Genomic DNA, 16076 nt, shown 5'->3' on the forward strand with positions numbered 1-16076 from the left:
CCAGGCCGTTTTTACGTTAATGCCCCTCTTTTTAAGCTACCCGTCCCAAAACGCCGGCGCCGCTCTGCTGATAAATCCGGTGCGCCGGTCGCGCCAGCCCCAAGTTCTCGCGCAAGGTTTTTCCTTCGTATTCGGTGCGGAACAAACCGCGCCGGCGCAATTCCGGCAGCACCAGTTCGACGAAGTCGTCGAGTCCGCCGGGCAAAGTCGGCGGCATGATATTGAAACCGTCGGCGCCGCCCTTCAGGAACCACTCCTCAAGCCGATCGACAATGCTCTCCGGCGTACCGTGGATGGACCAGTGACCGCGCGCAGTCGCCACGCGCAGATACAGTTGACGGATCGTCAGCTGCTCGCGACGCGCCAGCGCCGTCACCAATTGGAAGCGGCTCTTGGTGCCGTTCGGCTCCTGCAAATTCTCTGGCAGCGGACCGTCGAGCGGATAGCCGGACAGATCGATGCCGCCCAGATGCTGCTGCAGCAGCGACAGGCCGACGGTCGGATGAATCAGCGATTGCAGCTCTTCGAATTTTTCCAGCGCTTCGCTTTCGCTGCGGCCGACCACCGGGAACACGCCCGGCATGATCTTCAGTTCATCCGGCTCGCGGCCGTACCTGGCGAGCCGCGATTTCAGGCCGCTGTAGAAATGCTGCGCGTCCTCCAGCGATTGCTGTGCGGTGAAGATTACTTCCGCCGTACGTGCCGCCAACTCCTGGCCCGGCTCGGACGAACCGGCCTGCACCACCACCGGATGTCCCTGCACCGGACGCGCCACGTTGAGCGGCCCGCGCACCGAGAAATGCTTGCCCTTGTGATGGATCGCATGCAGCTTGTTGTGATCGAAATGCACGCCCTCGGCCTGGTCGAAGCGGAAAGCGTCGTCTTCCCAGCTATCCCACAAGCCGCGCACCACGTCGACGAATTCTTCGGCGCGTTCATACCGCGCGCCGTGTTCGGGATGCTTGTCGAGATTGAAGTTGTGCGCCTCCGACTCCGACCACGAGGTCACCACGTTCCATCCCGCGCGGCCGTTGCTCAGGTGATCGAGCGAGGCGAATTTGCGCGCCACGTGGTACGGCTCGTTATACGTCGTCGACACCGTCGCCACCAGGCCGATGTGTTCGGTCGCCTGCGACAGCGCCGACAACAGCGTCAGCGGCTCGAACGTCGCGGCGCGCGAAGTCAGGTGCAAGGTCTCCGCATCGTGCGAACGGATCGCCACGCCGTCGGCCAGGAACAGCGCATCGAACTTGGCCCGTTCGGCGGTCTGCGCGATCTGCCGGTAATGCGCGATGTTCTGGCCGGCGTCGGGTTGCGCGCGCGGATGGCGCCAGCCCGCCACGTGATGGCCGGTGGCTTGCAGGAAGGCGCCCAGGCGCAGTTGTTTCTTCGGCCCGCTCATGACGCCACCGCCTCTTTTGCATCGATGACAGCATCAGGCGTACGCAGCTTGTCCTGCGCCCTATCTTGCGCCTTATCTTGCACATTACGCGACACGCTGCGACGGCCGTCGACGCCAACCGGCACGTCGCCGGCGATCGTCACCCGCCGCACCACGCGATGCTGGCTGCCGTAGTCGTTGATCGCATAGTGTTGCGTCGCCCGGTTGTCCCAGATCGCGATGTCGCCGGCCGTCCAGCGCCAGCGCACGGTGTTTTCCAGACGAATGACATAGCTCTCCAGCAGCTTGAGCAGATGCTCGGAATCGCCGGTCGGATAGCCGAGCAGTTTCTTGACGAAGTGTCCCAGCACCAGTGTGCGTTCACCGGTCTCCGGGTGCACGCGCACCACCGGATGCTCGGTTTCATAGATCCTCGACGTGAAGACTTCGCGATAGCGCTTGAGGCCGGCGTCATCGGTATTGAATCGCGCTGCGTAGTCGTAATCATTGGTATGCAGCGCCCACAGGGTGTCGGCCAGCTGGCGCAAAGCCGGCGGCAGATCGAGATAAGCCTGCGCCGTGTTCGCCCATACGGTGTCGCCGCCCGCCTGCGGAATCACCACTGCGCGCAGGATCGACGCCTGCGGATACGCCAGGTCGAAGGTGACGTCGGTATGCCAGGAATTGGCGCGGCCGCCGTGCACCGAATCCAGCTCCAGCAAATAGCCGGTGCCGTCGCGCACCGGTACGGTCGGATGCGCCACCAGCTCGCCGAACAGTTTGGCGAAGGCTTCCTGGCCGACGTCGTCGAGATGTTGTTGCCCGCGGAAGAACAGTACCTTGTACTTCAGCAGCGCCTGGCGAATGGCGTGAAAGGTCTCCTGGCCGAGATCGCCGGACAGGCGCATGTCGCGGATTTCAGCGCCGATGCGGCCGGCGACGGGATGCAGATTGAGCAATGCTTCGGACATCTTGTTCTCCTTCGAAAATGACTGGCCAGGGGATGTAACTTGCGTCTACGGTTTACGTCTTGCGGGAGTGCTGCAGTTCTTTTGACAGGCGACATTGGTCGTATCGGGACGGGTATCGCCGATGAAGCCGTCGCGGTTGGGCATGCGCACCCTGGGCAGCGAATGCGCGTCAAGCACGGTGTCCGCCGTCACCACGCCGTTCAGGTACAACAGATAAGCCGTCACTGAATACACTTCATCGGGCGTCAGGCTCTGCGGCGCGTTATAAGGCATCGCGCGGTTGATGAAATCGAACACCGTCGTGGCATACGGCCAGAAGCTGCCGATGGTCTTGACCGGATTGGCCGACGTCAGTGTGCCCTTGCCGCCCACCAGCTGGTCGGCCGGCTTGCCCTCGCCTTTGGCGCCGTGGCAGGCTGCGCATTGCTGCGCGTAGATGGCCTTGCCGTTGGTCACACTGCCGCTGCCCGCAGGCAAGCCGGCACCGTCGGCGGCGACCTCGATATTCCATGCCGCCAGATCGCGCTCGCTGGCCGCATGGCCGATGCCGTACACCTGGGCCTGCACGCTGAATGACAATGCAAGCGCAGCGGCACCTGTAAAAACGCTAAACCTGAACATTGGTGATGACCCCGTCGCTCGCCACTTTCCAGCTCTGGATGGCGTTGAAGTGATAGTTTGATTCGAAGCCGCGCGCATCGACCAGCTGTGCGCCGCTGGGCTGGACGAAGCCGCTCTCGTCCAATGCCCTGCTCTGCAGCACGGCCGGCGCGCCGTCCCAGCGCCACGGCAAACGGAAGCGCGTCAGCGCGCGATCCAGCACCGGCTCCTGCAGACGCGCCTCGGTCCAGCTGCGGCCGCCGTCGGTTGAAACGTCGACGCGTTTGATGCGTCCCCGTCCGGTCCACGCCAGACCGGAGATTTCATAGAAACCTTTTTCCTTCAGCCGATGGTCGGGCGCCGGAAACGTGATCACCGATTTGGTTTCCATCAAAAATGTGAACTGGCGCGCCGTGCCATCGGGCAGCGAGTCGGTATATTTCGACGTCTCTTCGCGCGACATGAACGGCTCGCGTCCCACCTTGAGACGACGCAACCACTTGACGCTCATGTTGCCCTCGAAGCCGGGCAGGAACAGCCGCAACGGGTAACCGTGTTCAGGCCGCAGCCGCTCACCGTTCTGCGCATACACCAGCAAGGCATCGTCGAGCGCCTTGCCGATCGGGATGCTGCGCGTCATGCCCGCCGAGTCGGCGCCTTCGGCCAGAATCCAGGCGCCCTCGGGCTTGATGCCGACTTCCTCCAGCACGGTCGCCAGCGGTACGCCGGTCCATTCGCAGCACGACAGCAGGCCATGGCTGAATTGCAGCGAGGCCGTGCCCGGTCCCTTCCATTCGCGTCCGGTATTGCCCGAACATTCGAGGAAGTGGATGCGCGACACCGATGGCAGCCGCACCAGGTCGTTCATCGTGAAGATCGTCGGACGCTGCACCAGGCCATGCACCGCCAAACGATGCTGCTCCGGATCGATCTGCGGAATGCCTGCATGGTGACGCTCGAAGACAAGTCCGGTCGGCGTGATAATGCCGTGCAGGTCCTGCAGCGGCGTCATCGACGAGTTCGCTCCCGGCAACGGCGCGGCGCCGCGCGACCGGCGCACCACGTTCTTCTCGAACGGCGACGGCTCGCCATACGGATGCCACAGCACCGGCTCGCCCGGCGTCTTGCTCCACGGCGCCACGGTCAATGGTTCGGCGCGCGCACCGGCGGCCAGGCCGGCGCCCAGCACGGCGCCGCCGCGCAGGAAGCGCCTGCGCCCTGCAGACTGATTCTGTTTGTTGCTCATTGCGTGGTTGTCTCGTTGCGTTGTCATTATGTTTTCGGTTTCGGATAGCAGCATCAGATTGCAAAACGCCATTGCTGCGGCTCTTGGGGTTCGGGTGCGTCGCTGCGCAAAGGCGGCTCTGCAAGGCTGGCGCTGTCGCCCGAAAACTCTCGCAGCACCTGCTGCTTGACCTCGGCAAAGCCGACCGCCGCGCGTTCACGCGGATGCGCCAGGCCGACCGGCACGATGCGGCGGATGCGCCCCGGCCGCGGCTCCATCACTACCACCTTGTCGCCCAGGTAAATAGCCTCCTCGACGTCGTGCGTCACCAGGATCATGGTGATCCCCTCGGCCTGCCAGATGCGGTGCAGCTCCTGCTGCAGGTATGCGCGCGTCAAGGCGTCGAGCGCGCCGAACGGTTCGTCCAGCAGCAGGATTTCCGGTTTGCTCACCAGCGCGCGCGCAATCGCCACGCGCTGCGCCATGCCGCCCGACAGCTGGTGCGGATAGGATTTCTCGAAACCTTCAAGACCGACCAGCGCTATGTGCTCGCGCACCGCCAGGCGTTTTTGACCCGGCGTCAGATCTGCGTTGAGCAGGCCCAACTGGATATTGTTTTCCACGGTCAGCCAGGGAAACAGCCGATGTTCCTGGAACACGATGCCGCGCCGCAGGCTGGTGCCGACGATGCGTTCGCCATCCAGCAGCACCTGGCCCCGGTAGTCTTCTTCCAGTCCGACAATCAGGCGCAGCAAGGTCGACTTGCCGCAGCCGCTGGAGCCGACGATGCTGACGAACTCGCCCGGCGTGATGGTCAGCGTGACGTCGTCGAGGACCGCCAGGTCGCCGTCCTTGATCGGATAGGATTTACTGAGATGCTGGATATCCAGCGTGCCGGCTTGCGACATATCGATTCCTTAAAATTGTGCGACCGAACGGCCGCGCCACGCCAGCAAACGGCGCTCCAGGCGTGCCGCCAGCCAGTTCAGCGCGAAGCCGACGAAGCCGACCACGATCACGCCGAAGATCACCAGGTCCATCAGGAACAATTCGCGCCCATCGATCATGGTATTGCCGATGCCCTTGCCCGAAACCAGCAGGTATTCAGCGCCGAGCGTCGCCAGCCACGCATAGATCAGCGCCAGATGGATGCCGGCCAGGATCGACGGCGACGCTGCCGGCAGGATCAGCTTGAACAGCCATTGGCGGCGATTGAATTTCAGCACCCGCGCCGCCTCGACCAGTTCGGCCGGCACGCTGCGGATGCCTTCAAAGGTGTTGAGCACCACCGGGAAAAATGCCGCCAACGACAGGAACGCCACCTTGGCAGGATCGCCCAGGCCGAACCATACCGACAGCAGCGGAATCCAGGCGAACAGAGAGATTTGCTTGAGCGTATGAAAGGTCGGCCCGATCAGCCGCTCGAACAGACGCGACAAGCCGAACGCAATGCCGAACACGAGCCCCGCGCTGACGCCGATGGCGAAGCCGATCAGGTCGCGCCGCAAGCTGGCTTCCAGCGCGATCGCCAGTTCGCCGCTGCGAAATTGTTCGACCGCGGTGTCCCATACCTTGTCGACCGGCACCAGCAAGGGCGAGGTCGACCAGTTGAATTTCACCGCCAACCACCACAGCAGCAACAGCAGCGCCGGCAGGATCCAGCCGCGCAGGAATTTCGGCACGGGATGTTTGTCTTGCGTGTTGTATGAAAAGGATCGCGCCATGAGGATGCCCCGTTCAGAAACCGCTACGGCGCCAGCCGAGCAGCACGATTTCAATGCGCGCCAGCACGCGATCCAGCACATAGCCCACCGCGCCGACCACCACCACCGCAGCCATCACGACATCCAGCTGGAACAACTGGCGACCGAACACGATCATGTAGCCGAGGCCTTCCGACGACGCCAGCAACTCGACCACCACCAGCGCCAGCCAGGCATGCGTGAAGCCGTAGCGAACGCCGTTCCAGATCGGCGGCAGCGCCGCCGGAAAGATCACGCGCGTCAGCAACTGCCAGCGCGAAAACTTCAGCACGCGCGCCACTTCGACGTAGCGCGCCGGCACGTTCTCAATTCCTTTGAAAGTATTGAGCGCAATCGGCACCAGCGCCGCCTTGGAAATCAGGATGATCTTGAGTGCCTCGTCGATGCCCACCAGCAGCATCAGCAGGGGCAGCCAACCCAGCACCGGCACCTGGCTGAAGGCCTTGAACAGCGGATAGACATAGTCCTTGAACACCGGCGACAAGCCCATCGCCATGCCCAGCAGCAAACCGCCGGCCAGGCCCACGCCGAAGCCGAGCAGCACGCGCAGCAAACTGATCTTGAGGTTGTCGAACATCTCGCCCGAGGCCACCAGATCGATGAAGGTCAGCAACACCGATTGCGGCGACGGCAACACCTGCGGCGCAACCCATTCGAATTGCGCGGCGACATACCAGAGCAGCAACAGGAACAAGGGAAACGGCAAGGCCAGCCAGCGCGGCGACCAGTTGCCATAGAAGCGTGCACGCGGCTCCTGCGCAGATATCGACGACGCGGGTGAGGTCACAGGTGAGGACACGGATGACGACAACTCCAAAGCTGCCTGCTGCGCGCTCATGGATCAGGTCCCCAGGATCTTGCCATTGACCTGGAAGATCGGCCAATAGGTTTCCAGGTTCAGTTCTTTCAGCGCGGCCTTGAGGTAACGCTGGTCGATCCATTGATCGACGTCGAACTTGGAACGACTCAGTTTCAGGCGATAGGCCTGCTCGACCGAGTCCTTGTAGCGTGCGACCAGGAAAGGATCGAAATTGGGATTGATGCGCACGCGCAGCGGCTGGCCGTCGTAGTCTTCGCGCCAATGTTCGTACGGCGTGCCGGCCTTGGCCCACAGGCGCAGCACTTCTTCGCGGTTGACTTCGTCCGACGCCCACTTCGAGGTCTTCACGAAGGTCTTGACCACACGCGCCGTGATCTCCGGATATTGCTGCGCGAATTCTTCCGTCACCAGCACGTGCGATTGCGTGGTGAAGATCGGCGAACCGCCCTTGCTGCTGTAGACGATGCGCGCGGCGTTCTTGTCGCGCAGGCGCAGCAGGTTGATGTTGCCGAACGCGGCGTCGATGTCCTTGGTGCTCAGCGCCGCCAGCGTGGTGGCCTGATCGAGATTGATGGCGCGCAGGTCGCGCTCCTGCAAGCCGTTGGCCTCCAGCACGCGATTGATCGGCAACTGCGCGTTGGTTCCCTTGAAAATGGCGACGCGCTTGCCGCGCAAATCCTTGACGGATTGAATCGGCGAGTCGGGCGGCACCGCGAGATAAATGTTGGAACGCACGCCGGTGGCCAGGATCAGCCTGGTCTTGAGTCCCGCCGATTTCGCCACGATGGAAGGCAGGTCGCCCTGGAACGCGAAGTCCAGTTGCTTGTTGCTCAAGGCCTCGTTGACGGCGGGACCGGCGCCCTTGAAGAAGAACCACTCGACCTTGATGCCGTCGGCCTTGAACTCCTCTTCGACCCAGCCCTTGGCGTTGGCCACGGCCGCCGAGCTGCCGGAAAATTGCGGTGGATTGCCGATGCCGGGCTGCGCCACGCCGATGCGAATGATCGCCGGCTTGTTGGCGGCGCGCGCTTGCAGCCCCAGCATTGCCGCACCAACGCCGACGCCGCCTGCTGCCAATTTCTTGAGTACGGTTCTGCGATCCAGCGTCATGAGTTTTCCTTTGCGTATGCATGTCGAAGCAAAAAGCTGCGATCAAGTATAGGCAGGCGAAAACGGTCGACAAACGAATGAATTCGTATGTCCTTATGCGAAAGTGTTTCTCGTCAGCACGACGTCAGTCCGGCGCCAGCAAGGGATTGCGACGCAATAGCAGAAAAAATCCGCGACGTTTCACGCTGCAGATTTTCAATCGCATGGTTTGTTGATTTACCTGCGCAGTTCTGCCAGCAGCGGCTGCGCCAGGTACAGCACTTCATAGCCGTCGCCGGCGTGCTCCGCATCGTAGGCCGCCGACGTGATATGCAGGCGCACCAGTTTCCAGCCCGCAGGGTCGAGCGCGGTCACGGCGGCAACCGTTTCCCCACGGTGTGCCAGTGCACGATTGCGTTCGTGCTCCGCTGCGCGCAGCGCTCCCATGTCGGTGGTGTCGCCGAACGGCAGATCCTCGCGATAGATCCACCGCCCTTGTTGCGCAGGGCCGGTCTGGGCATCCAGCGGCAACCACAATTCGATGCCGGGCCGGCCGAAGGCGGCGAGTACGGCTTCGAAGCGGTCGCTGGTCAGGAATTCGGATGCTGCCATGGCGTCCTTCCACAGATAAATCGAAGAATAGACGTTGGCGGGCGCACCGTTCTTGCCGGCTTCGCGCAACGAGAAGGACTTGAAATACAGCCCCGGCGTGTTGTCCCACATCGGGCCGCGCGCGGCGGCGCGACGGCGGACGGCGCTGACGTCGTAGTCGACGGGAAGGCGGTGTGAATACTGTTTCGAGAGCATGCCGGTTCCTTGTTGTTTGACCGTGACTAAGCTTAGGCGCATACCTGTTTACCGAACAGCCGCTGCGGACGATTTCTGTGATGAGTCTCTTAAATGATCCGCACCAGGCGAACATGCGGCATGCGAAAAACATGCATGGATATGCGGCAACGGTCTTTGTCAGCGCGATTCTTTGGAATTACGATACTCCGTTCGTCCATCAGCCAGGCCGGCGAACGCTCCTGAAACTCATTCTGCAAAAAATGCCATGAGCACCATCCTCGACATCCGGGTCCGCCGCAAATCCTTCGGCGACGAAACCATCCTGCAAGGCGTCGAACTGGCGCTGGCCGAACGCGAAGTGGTCGCCCTGCTCGGCCCCAGCGGCTGCGGCAAGAGCACATTGCTGCGCATTGCCGCCGGTCTCGACAAGGATTTCCTGGGCAGTGTCACGCGTGCAACGGAGCTAACCGGACAACGCAACGGCGGCGTCGCCTTTGTCTTCCAGGAGCCGCGCCTGATGCCGTGGCTGACGGTGGCGCAGAACGTCGGCTTCGCCGATGGCGACCGCGCCGACCGCGCCTGGATTTCGCAATTGCTGGAAGAAGTCGGCCTGGCCGGGTGGGAAGACAGCCTGCCCAAACAATTGTCGGGCGGCATGGCGCAACGCGTGGCGATCGCACGCGGCCTGTACTCGCGCCCGCGCGTGCTGCTGCTGGACGAACCGTTCAGCGCGGTCGACGCCTTCACTCGCATGAAGCTGCAAGACTTGCTGCTGGGCCTGGCGCAGCAGCACCAGATTTCACTGCTGCTGGTCACGCACGATATCGACGAGTCGCTGTACCTGGGGGACCGCGTGCTGGTGATGGGCAGCCGTCCCGGCAACATCCGCAACACCATCCTGGTCGGCCTGCCGCAACCACGCCAGCGTGCCGATCAACGGCTCGCCGTATTCAAGGCCCATGCCCTGTCGGAGTTGCACGAGGCGCATGCATTCTGACGAAACGGACTACGCCTGCATCTTGAACCCGTTGACGATGGTCGCCAGGCTGGCCGCCTGATCCTGCAGCGATTGCGCCGCTGCAGCGGCTTGCTCCACCAGCGCCGCGTTCTGTTGCGTGGCTTCGTCCATGTGCGCGATGGCACGATTGATTTCCTCGATGCCGGTGCTCTGCTCGGAACTGGCGTTGGCGATTTCACTGACGATGGCGCTGACGTTCTTGACGCTATCGACGATCTCCACCATGGTCTGCCCGGCCTTCCCGACCAGCACGCCGCCATCGCTCACCTTGGATACCGATGAGTCGATCAATACCTTGATTTCCTTGGCGGCTTGCGCGCTGCGTTGCGCCAGGCTGCGCACTTCGCTTGCCACCACCGCGAAGCCACGGCCCTGCTCTCCGGCCCGGGCGGCTTCCACGGCGGCATTCAAAGCCAGTATATTGGTCTGGAACGCAATGCCGTCGATCACGCCGATGATGTCGACGATCTGGCGCGACGACTGGTTGATCGCTTCCATCGTGGCGACGACGTTGCCGACCACCTCTCCGCCTTCCTTGGCAATCGCCGACGCCGCCAGCGCCAGTTGATTGGCCTGACGCGCGTTGTCGGAGTTTTGCCTGACGGTGGAAGTCAGCTCTTCCATCGCGGAAGCAGTCTCTTCCAGGGATCCGGCTTGCTGTTCGGTGCGGCCCGACAAGTCGAGATTACCGCTGGCGATCTCGGACGACGACACCTTGACGGCGTCGCTGGTGTGCCGGATTTCCTGCAGGATGGCGGTGATCTTTTGCACGAAGACATTGAACGATCGGGCAATCTGGCTGACCTCGTCCTTGCCGTCTTCGGGCAAGCGCATGGTCAGGTCCCCATCGCCGGATCCGATGCTGTCCATGGCATTGCGCACTTGCGACAGGCGCCGGAATACCGCCGTGGTGATCAGTCCCAGAATCAACGCTGCCAATGCCGCCACCAGTACGATGGCGATCAAGGACGACTGCGTGGCATGGCGCATGCCGGCGTTGACGTCGGCCTTGTCGATCGCCACCAGCAAAGTCCATTCGGTGCCTTTGACGGCAACTGCCTGGACCAGCTTGGCGGCGCCGTTGAGCACGATTTCCTTGCTGGCGCCGTGGTCGGCGTTATTGCCGGCCAGGTTGTTGAGACGCTCGGCGGTGAGCTCGGGGTTCCAGTCCTTGACCGGCTTGTTGATCCATTGCGCATCGGGATGCGCCAGCATCATGCCGTCGCGATCGACCAGGAAAGCAAAACTGGCCGGCGTCGGATGCACCGCTTTCACCACGTTGCTGACGCCGTCGAGAAACACCGCTGCCGCGACCACGCCTTGCAGGACGCCGTCTTTTTTCACCTGCGCGGTGAAGGACACCATCGGCTTCCTGGTTACGACGTCGGTGTAGGGCTTGGTCACCACGGCCTTGCCGGCCTTGACCGATTGCTGATACCAGGAACGTCCGGTCGGATCGTAACCGGCCGGCAATCCCTCGGCGGCAGAGGTGTAGGCGGTCTTGTCTTCCTTGCCGAAGGTGGTGACGTAGAAACCGCCGCTCTTCTGCAATTGCTTGATGACGAACACCGGATCGGCTTGCAGCACGCCGTCGGCCGCCGCTGCCGCCATGCTGGCCTTGGCCGCGACCCATTCGTTGATTGCCGAGGCGTAGCCGTCAGCGATGGAGCGCGAACTCTCATCGATGGCATGATCGTTGTCGGATTTAACAATGACATAAGAGACTGCGCCGACCACACCCAGGCTCGCAACAAGCAAGGCAATACTGAAAAATAAAATACGCGTTCTGATTGAAGTAAACATGACGGCCCTTCCCTGTTTGTTTTATTTGCTATCTGGAGAAACGATTCAGACGAACTTGCCGATACGGCCGACCACGGCTTCACGCACCGACCCGCTGGTAATGAACGAATGCGCCGCCTGAATATCGTTGTGAAACCAGCGGTCGCCGTCGAGGCAAGCCGGAATCTGCTTGCGGATTTCTTCATACGCCGCCTGCGTGCCCTCGCCCAGCACGAAGTCCTTGAGCAGCTCTTCCGTCATGGTCAGTCCCTGCGCCGCCAGCAGCATCTCCACGCCGACGATGTATTGCGTGTTGGCCACCACCGTAGCCGCCTTGCGCGCGCACCAGGTCGAGTTGGAGACGTGGTCTTCGCTGTTGCCCTTGGACGGGATGCTGTCGACGCTGCCCGGCATGGACAAGGTGCGGTTTTCCATCACCAGTGAACTCATCGAGCATTGCACCACCGGATAGCCGGTGTTGACGCCGCGCACGCCGCTCATCAGGTTGCGCGGCAAGCCCCACGACAGGGTCGGGTCGATCAGGCGCGCAATGCGGCGCTCGCAGATGCTGCCGAGATCGGTGATGGTCATCGCCAGCAAGTCCATCGCCTGCGCCAGGTACTGGCCGTGGAAATTGCCGCCGGAGATGATCTCGAAGCCGCCGCCTTCCGCTTCTTCTTTGCTGAAGATCAGCGGATTGTCGGTGGCGGAATTGATTTCCTTGTCGATGATGGTGTCGATGTAATCCAGCGCATCGAACACCGGGCCGTAGACCTGCGGCGCGCAGCGCAGCGAGTAGACGTCCTGGATCCGCGACGAGTACGGAATGTCGGTGCGGCGCGATTCGTCCGGCAGTTGCACCGAACGTGCTTCATGCGTGGTGCGGGTGGACCCCTTGAGCAAGGTGCGGATGACGGCGGCGGTCTTGATCTGGCCGGCGTGCGGACGCGCCTGCTGGATGCGTGGATCGAAGGCGGACATCTCGGCGCGCATGGCTTCCAGCGTCAGGCCCAGCGACAGGCAGGCGTCGGTCAGCAGGTTGCGCGAATCGTGCGCGGCCAGTACGGCAACAGCGAGAGAAACGGTGCAGCCGTTGATCAGGGCCGAGGCGTCCTTGGCCTTCAAATCGAACTTGACCGGACCGATGCCGGCCTTGGTGATGGCTTCGGGCGCGCTCATGCGCTTGCCCTGGTACATCACTTCGGCTTCGTCGAAACCGACAATCGCAGCCGCGAGGTAAGCCAGCGGCGCGAGGTCGCCGGAGGCCCCGACCGAACCCTTTTGCGGCATGATCGGATGGATGCCGGCATTGATGAAGTCCAGCAGGCGATCGACCACTTCCACGCGCGGCGCGGAGTAATTGCTGGCGAAGGCATTGGCCCGCAGCAGCATGGTGGCGCGGCTGACTTCTTCGGAGAACGGCTCGCCGATGCCGGCGCTGTGGGCCTTGATCAGCTGGGTCTGGAACAGCTCAATGTGTTCGACCTTGATGCGGGTGTCCTTCAGCAGGCCGACGCCGGTGTTGAAGCTGTACATCATGGGCGCTTCGTCGTGCATCCAGGTCGACTCGATGAAGTCGCGGCTCTGTTTCAGGGCGGTGCGCGAGGAGTCGGCGAGCGTGACCTTGGCGTAGGCGCCGTTGGTGCCGTTGGTGCCGGTCGCCATTCTGGAGACGCTGACGACTTGCGCAGCGGTGAGGTTGAAACCGTCGATGGTGATGGTGACAGCAGTCATGGAGAATTCCTTTGCAATAAATTGGGGAGCGCGGCAGACCGGATCAGGCCGCGAAGTTGTCGACGAAGCGGCTGAACACCTGCGCAGCAATCGCCGCGTCTTCCTCGGTCATGATTTCGTCGGGGTGGTGGCTGATGCCACCGTTGCCGCAACGGACGAACAGCATCGCCACATCGGCGATGGCCGCCATCGCCATCGCGTCATGCCCGGCGCCCGACGGCAGGTGACGCACCGGCAGGCCGCAAGCATCGATGGCATTCGCCAGTTGCTGTTGCAGGCGCTCGGCACAGGGAACGCTGCCGGCCTGGTGCGTCTTGCGCAGCGTGATAGAGACATTGCGGCGCGCGCAGATGCGTGCGATTTCAGCCTCGACGTCCGCCACCGCATCCTCGCGCTCCGCATCCTGCCCGGCGCGGATGTCGATGGAAAAACGCGCGCTGCCCGGCACCACATTGGCGGCGCCGTTCGGCACTTCCATGATGCCCATCGTGCCGACCAGACCCGGCCTGCCGCTGCAGCGCTGTTCGATGTACAGGCCGATTTCCGCCGCCGTCATGGCCGCATCGCGGCGCATGTGCATCGGCACCGTGCCTGCGTGGCCGGCCAGTCCCTGCAGTTCCGCCATGAAACGCGTCGCGCCGGAGATTGCCGTCACCACGCCAACCGGCAACGCCTCGTTGAGCAACAGCGGCCCCTGTTCGATATGCACCTCGACAAAGGCCGCGACGGCTGCCGCCGGCCACGCCGAGGCGTCCAGCCGGTCCGGATTGAAGCCGGCTGCGCGCATGACATCGCGCATGCTGTTGCCCTCTTCGTCGAGATTGTCGAGTACGCCCTTGTCGAAGGTGCCGGCCACGGCGCGACTGCCCAGCAAGGTCGCCTTGAAGCGCACGCCCTCTTCTTCCGCAAAGCCGATCACCTCGATGGGAAACGGAAACCGCCGGCCTTCGCGGTGCCATGCCCCAATGCATGACACCGGCAACAGGATGCCGAGATTGCCGTCGTACTTGCCGCCGTTGCGCACCGTGTCGAAATGCGAACCGGTCGCCAACGCGGGGGCATTTTCGTGTCCAGGCGTCGCTTCATAGCGGCCGATGACGTTGCCGGCGTCATCGCGGCGGACCTGCATGCCGACGGCGCTCATCCACTCGCTGAGTTGCTGTGCAGCTGCATGATGCACGGGCGTCAAATAAGTGCGCGTCATCATGCCGGCCGCTTCCGTATGGCCGGCAAGCACATCGGCGCGCCGCATGATCTCTTGCCCGCAGGACCGGTATTGCTCTGGAACAGTTTTCACGGCAGTCTCCTTTTGAGTCGATCAGGATTGCATATTTTTATTGTATTCACAAATTGTATGCAATATAGTGAGCTTGTTCCGGCGCGTCAAAAGAATTTTCAAACAACGGCCGCAATTGGCAAAGGAACAACAGCCGGAGGAGCGGCTGCGCAGTGCAACAAGTACAAGTACAAAAGCTGAATCCAAATGCAGCGGCATGCCCTTATGCAAGCGCATATAGACGCATACAGGCGCCCATCCAGAACCACACCAGGAGACCAAGGTGAATCGATTCTTCAAATCTTTGTTCGGGCAGGTTGTCATCGCCCTGATTGCCGGCATCGTCGTCGGCCTGTTCTATCCCGATTTCGGCCAGAGCCTCAAACCGCTGGGCGACGGCTTCATCAAGCTGATCAAGATGATCATCCCGGTGATCGTGTTTTGCGTCGTGGTGCAAGGAATTTGCGGCGCCAGCGACCTGAAAAAGGTCGGCAGCGTCGGCATCAAGGCCATCATCTACTTTGAAATCGTCACCACCATCGCGCTGCTGCTCGGCCTGCTGCTGGCGTTCGTGTTCCAGCCCGGCGCCGGCATGAACATCGACCCGACCAATCTCGACGCCAGCGGCTTGTCCAGCTATGTCGAGACCGCCAGCAAGGTCAAGGGCACCAGCTTCGCCGACTTCATCATGAAGCTGATCCCCGGCACCATCGTGAGCGCATTCACCTCCGGCGACGTGCTGCAGGTCTTGCTGATCTCGGTCATCTTCGGCTGCGCCCTGCTGCTGATCGGCGACAAGGGTCAACCGACCGTCTCGCTGATCGCTTCGCTGTCGGAAGCCTTCTTCAAGTGCATGGCTTTCATCATCCGCCTGGCGCCGCTGGGCGTGTTCGGCGCGATCGCCTTCACGGTCGGACGCTACGGCATCGGTTCGTTGAAGCAGCTCGGCATGCTGGTGCTGCTGTTCTACGGCGCGGTGATCTTCTTCGTGGTGGTGGTGCTGGGCGCGATCCTGCGCACCTCCGGACTGAGCATCTTCAAGCTGATCGCCTACCTGCGTGAAGAACTGATCGTGGTGCTGGCGACCGCCTCGTCCGACAGCGTGCTGCCGCAGATCATGAGGAAGCTCGAGCATATGGGTATCAAGAAGTCGACCGTTGGCCTGGTGATCCCGACCGGCTATTCGTTCAATCTCGATGCGTTCTCGATCTACCTGACCATGGCCGCCGTGTTCATCGCGCAAGCCACCAATACGCACCTGGCGATGGGCGACCTGCTGATGATCCTGGCGATTGCCCTGATCACCTCCAAGGGCGCCCATGGCGTGCCGGGCTCGGCCATCGTGATCCTGGCGGCGACGCTCACCACGATTCCGGCGATTCCGGTGGTCGGCCTGGTGCTGGTGCTGTCGATCGACTGGTTCATCGGCATCGCCCGTGCGCTGGGCAACCTGCTCGGCAACTGCGTCGCCACCGTGGTCGTCGCTACCTGGGAAAAAGACATCGACAAGACCCGCGCCCGCGCCGTGCTGAACGGCGAGATTCCGGCAGCAGCGTTTGAATAACTTACGGGACTAAGGCCGCAGGATGGATGGCGAAAATACAGAGGTACAATTCGGTGTCTTGCCC

At 62.4% G+C, this 16076-nt stretch carries 14 protein-coding genes; 2 read left to right on the forward strand and 12 right to left on the reverse strand.

The features are described 5' to 3' along the window. Positions 1 to 31: 31 nt before the first annotated feature. The 9 genes from DXT88_RS12460 to DXT88_RS12500 all read right to left on the reverse strand — a co-directional run bounded on the left by DXT88_RS12460 (position 32) and on the right by DXT88_RS12500 (position 8656). Positions 32 to 1402, reverse strand: coding sequence for an LLM class flavin-dependent oxidoreductase (locus tag DXT88_RS12460; protein WP_265213816.1), 1371 nt, complete (start codon positions 1400 to 1402; stop codon positions 32 to 34). After that, positions 1399 to 2352, reverse strand: a complete 954-nt coding sequence (locus tag DXT88_RS12465) for a TauD/TfdA dioxygenase family protein (protein ID WP_265213817.1) — start codon at positions 2350 to 2352, stop codon at positions 1399 to 1401. Before DXT88_RS12465 ends, DXT88_RS12460 begins: the two co-directional genes overlap by 4 nt. 45 nt (positions 2353 to 2397) lie before the next feature. Further along, positions 2398 to 2973, reverse strand: a complete 576-nt coding sequence (locus DXT88_RS12470) for a c-type cytochrome (protein WP_265213819.1) — start codon at positions 2971 to 2973, stop codon at positions 2398 to 2400. Continuing rightward, positions 2960 to 4198 (reverse strand): sulfite dehydrogenase, encoded by a 1239-nt coding sequence (soxC, locus tag DXT88_RS12475; protein ID WP_265213821.1) that lies wholly within the window; start codon positions 4196 to 4198, stop codon positions 2960 to 2962. Before soxC ends, DXT88_RS12470 begins: the two co-directional genes overlap by 14 nt. 53 nt (positions 4199 to 4251) lie before the next feature. Beyond that, the gene (locus DXT88_RS12480; RefSeq protein WP_265213823.1) at positions 4252 to 5085 is read right to left on the reverse strand and encodes an ABC transporter ATP-binding protein; all 834 of its coding nucleotides are present in this window, start codon (positions 5083 to 5085) and stop codon (positions 4252 to 4254) included. Between the two features lie 9 nt (positions 5086 to 5094). After that, complete coding sequence (locus DXT88_RS12485) at positions 5095 to 5901, reverse strand: ABC transporter permease (protein ID WP_265213824.1); 807 nt, start codon at positions 5899 to 5901, stop codon at positions 5095 to 5097. Positions 5902 to 5914: 13 nt separating this feature from the next. After that, positions 5915 to 6778: an ABC transporter permease gene (locus tag DXT88_RS12490; RefSeq protein ID WP_265213825.1), complete on the reverse strand. Its 864-nt coding sequence runs from the start codon at positions 6776 to 6778 to the stop codon at positions 5915 to 5917. A 3-nt stretch (positions 6779 to 6781) separates the two neighbouring features. Beyond that, positions 6782 to 7870, reverse strand: coding sequence for an ABC transporter substrate-binding protein (locus DXT88_RS12495; protein WP_265213826.1), 1089 nt, complete (start codon positions 7868 to 7870; stop codon positions 6782 to 6784). Positions 7871 to 8086: 216 nt separating this feature from the next. Next, the gene (locus tag DXT88_RS12500) at positions 8087 to 8656 is read right to left on the reverse strand and encodes a DUF4865 family protein (protein ID WP_265213828.1); all 570 of its coding nucleotides are present in this window, start codon (positions 8654 to 8656) and stop codon (positions 8087 to 8089) included. Positions 8657 to 8903: 247 nt separating this feature from the next. Here DXT88_RS12500 and DXT88_RS12505 point away from each other — a divergent pair, with 247 nt between their 5' ends. Further along, a complete protein-coding gene (locus DXT88_RS12505; RefSeq protein ID WP_016835394.1) occupies positions 8904 to 9635 on the forward strand; it encodes an ABC transporter ATP-binding protein in 732 nt (243 codons plus the stop codon). A 9-nt stretch (positions 9636 to 9644) separates the two neighbouring features. Here DXT88_RS12505 and DXT88_RS12510 read toward each other — a convergent pair whose 3' ends face one another. From DXT88_RS12510 to DXT88_RS12520, 3 genes are read right to left on the reverse strand one after another with little or no spacing between them, the layout of a single operon-like run. Then, positions 9645 to 11459, reverse strand: coding sequence for a methyl-accepting chemotaxis protein (locus tag DXT88_RS12510; RefSeq protein ID WP_265213829.1), 1815 nt, complete (start codon positions 11457 to 11459; stop codon positions 9645 to 9647). Between the two features lie 45 nt (positions 11460 to 11504). Further along, positions 11505 to 13172, reverse strand: coding sequence for an HAL/PAL/TAL family ammonia-lyase (locus DXT88_RS12515; RefSeq protein ID WP_265213830.1), 1668 nt, complete (start codon positions 13170 to 13172; stop codon positions 11505 to 11507). Positions 13173 to 13215: 43 nt separating this feature from the next. Then, on the reverse strand, positions 13216 to 14469 hold the full coding sequence (locus tag DXT88_RS12520; protein WP_265213832.1) for an allantoate amidohydrolase: 1254 nt from the start codon (positions 14467 to 14469) through the stop codon (positions 13216 to 13218). Positions 14470 to 14731: 262 nt separating this feature from the next. On the opposite strand from DXT88_RS12520, the gene DXT88_RS12525 reads away from it, so the two are divergent. Further along, positions 14732 to 16012: a C4-dicarboxylate transporter DctA gene (locus DXT88_RS12525; RefSeq protein WP_016833729.1), complete on the forward strand. Its 1281-nt coding sequence runs from the start codon at positions 14732 to 14734 to the stop codon at positions 16010 to 16012. The last annotated feature ends 64 nt before the right edge of the window (positions 16013 to 16076 follow it).

Origin of the sequence: Herbaspirillum lusitanum (assembly GCF_026127345.1) — a bacterium.
GTDB lineage: Bacteria > Pseudomonadota > Gammaproteobacteria > Burkholderiales > Burkholderiaceae_D > Herbaspirillum > Herbaspirillum lusitanum.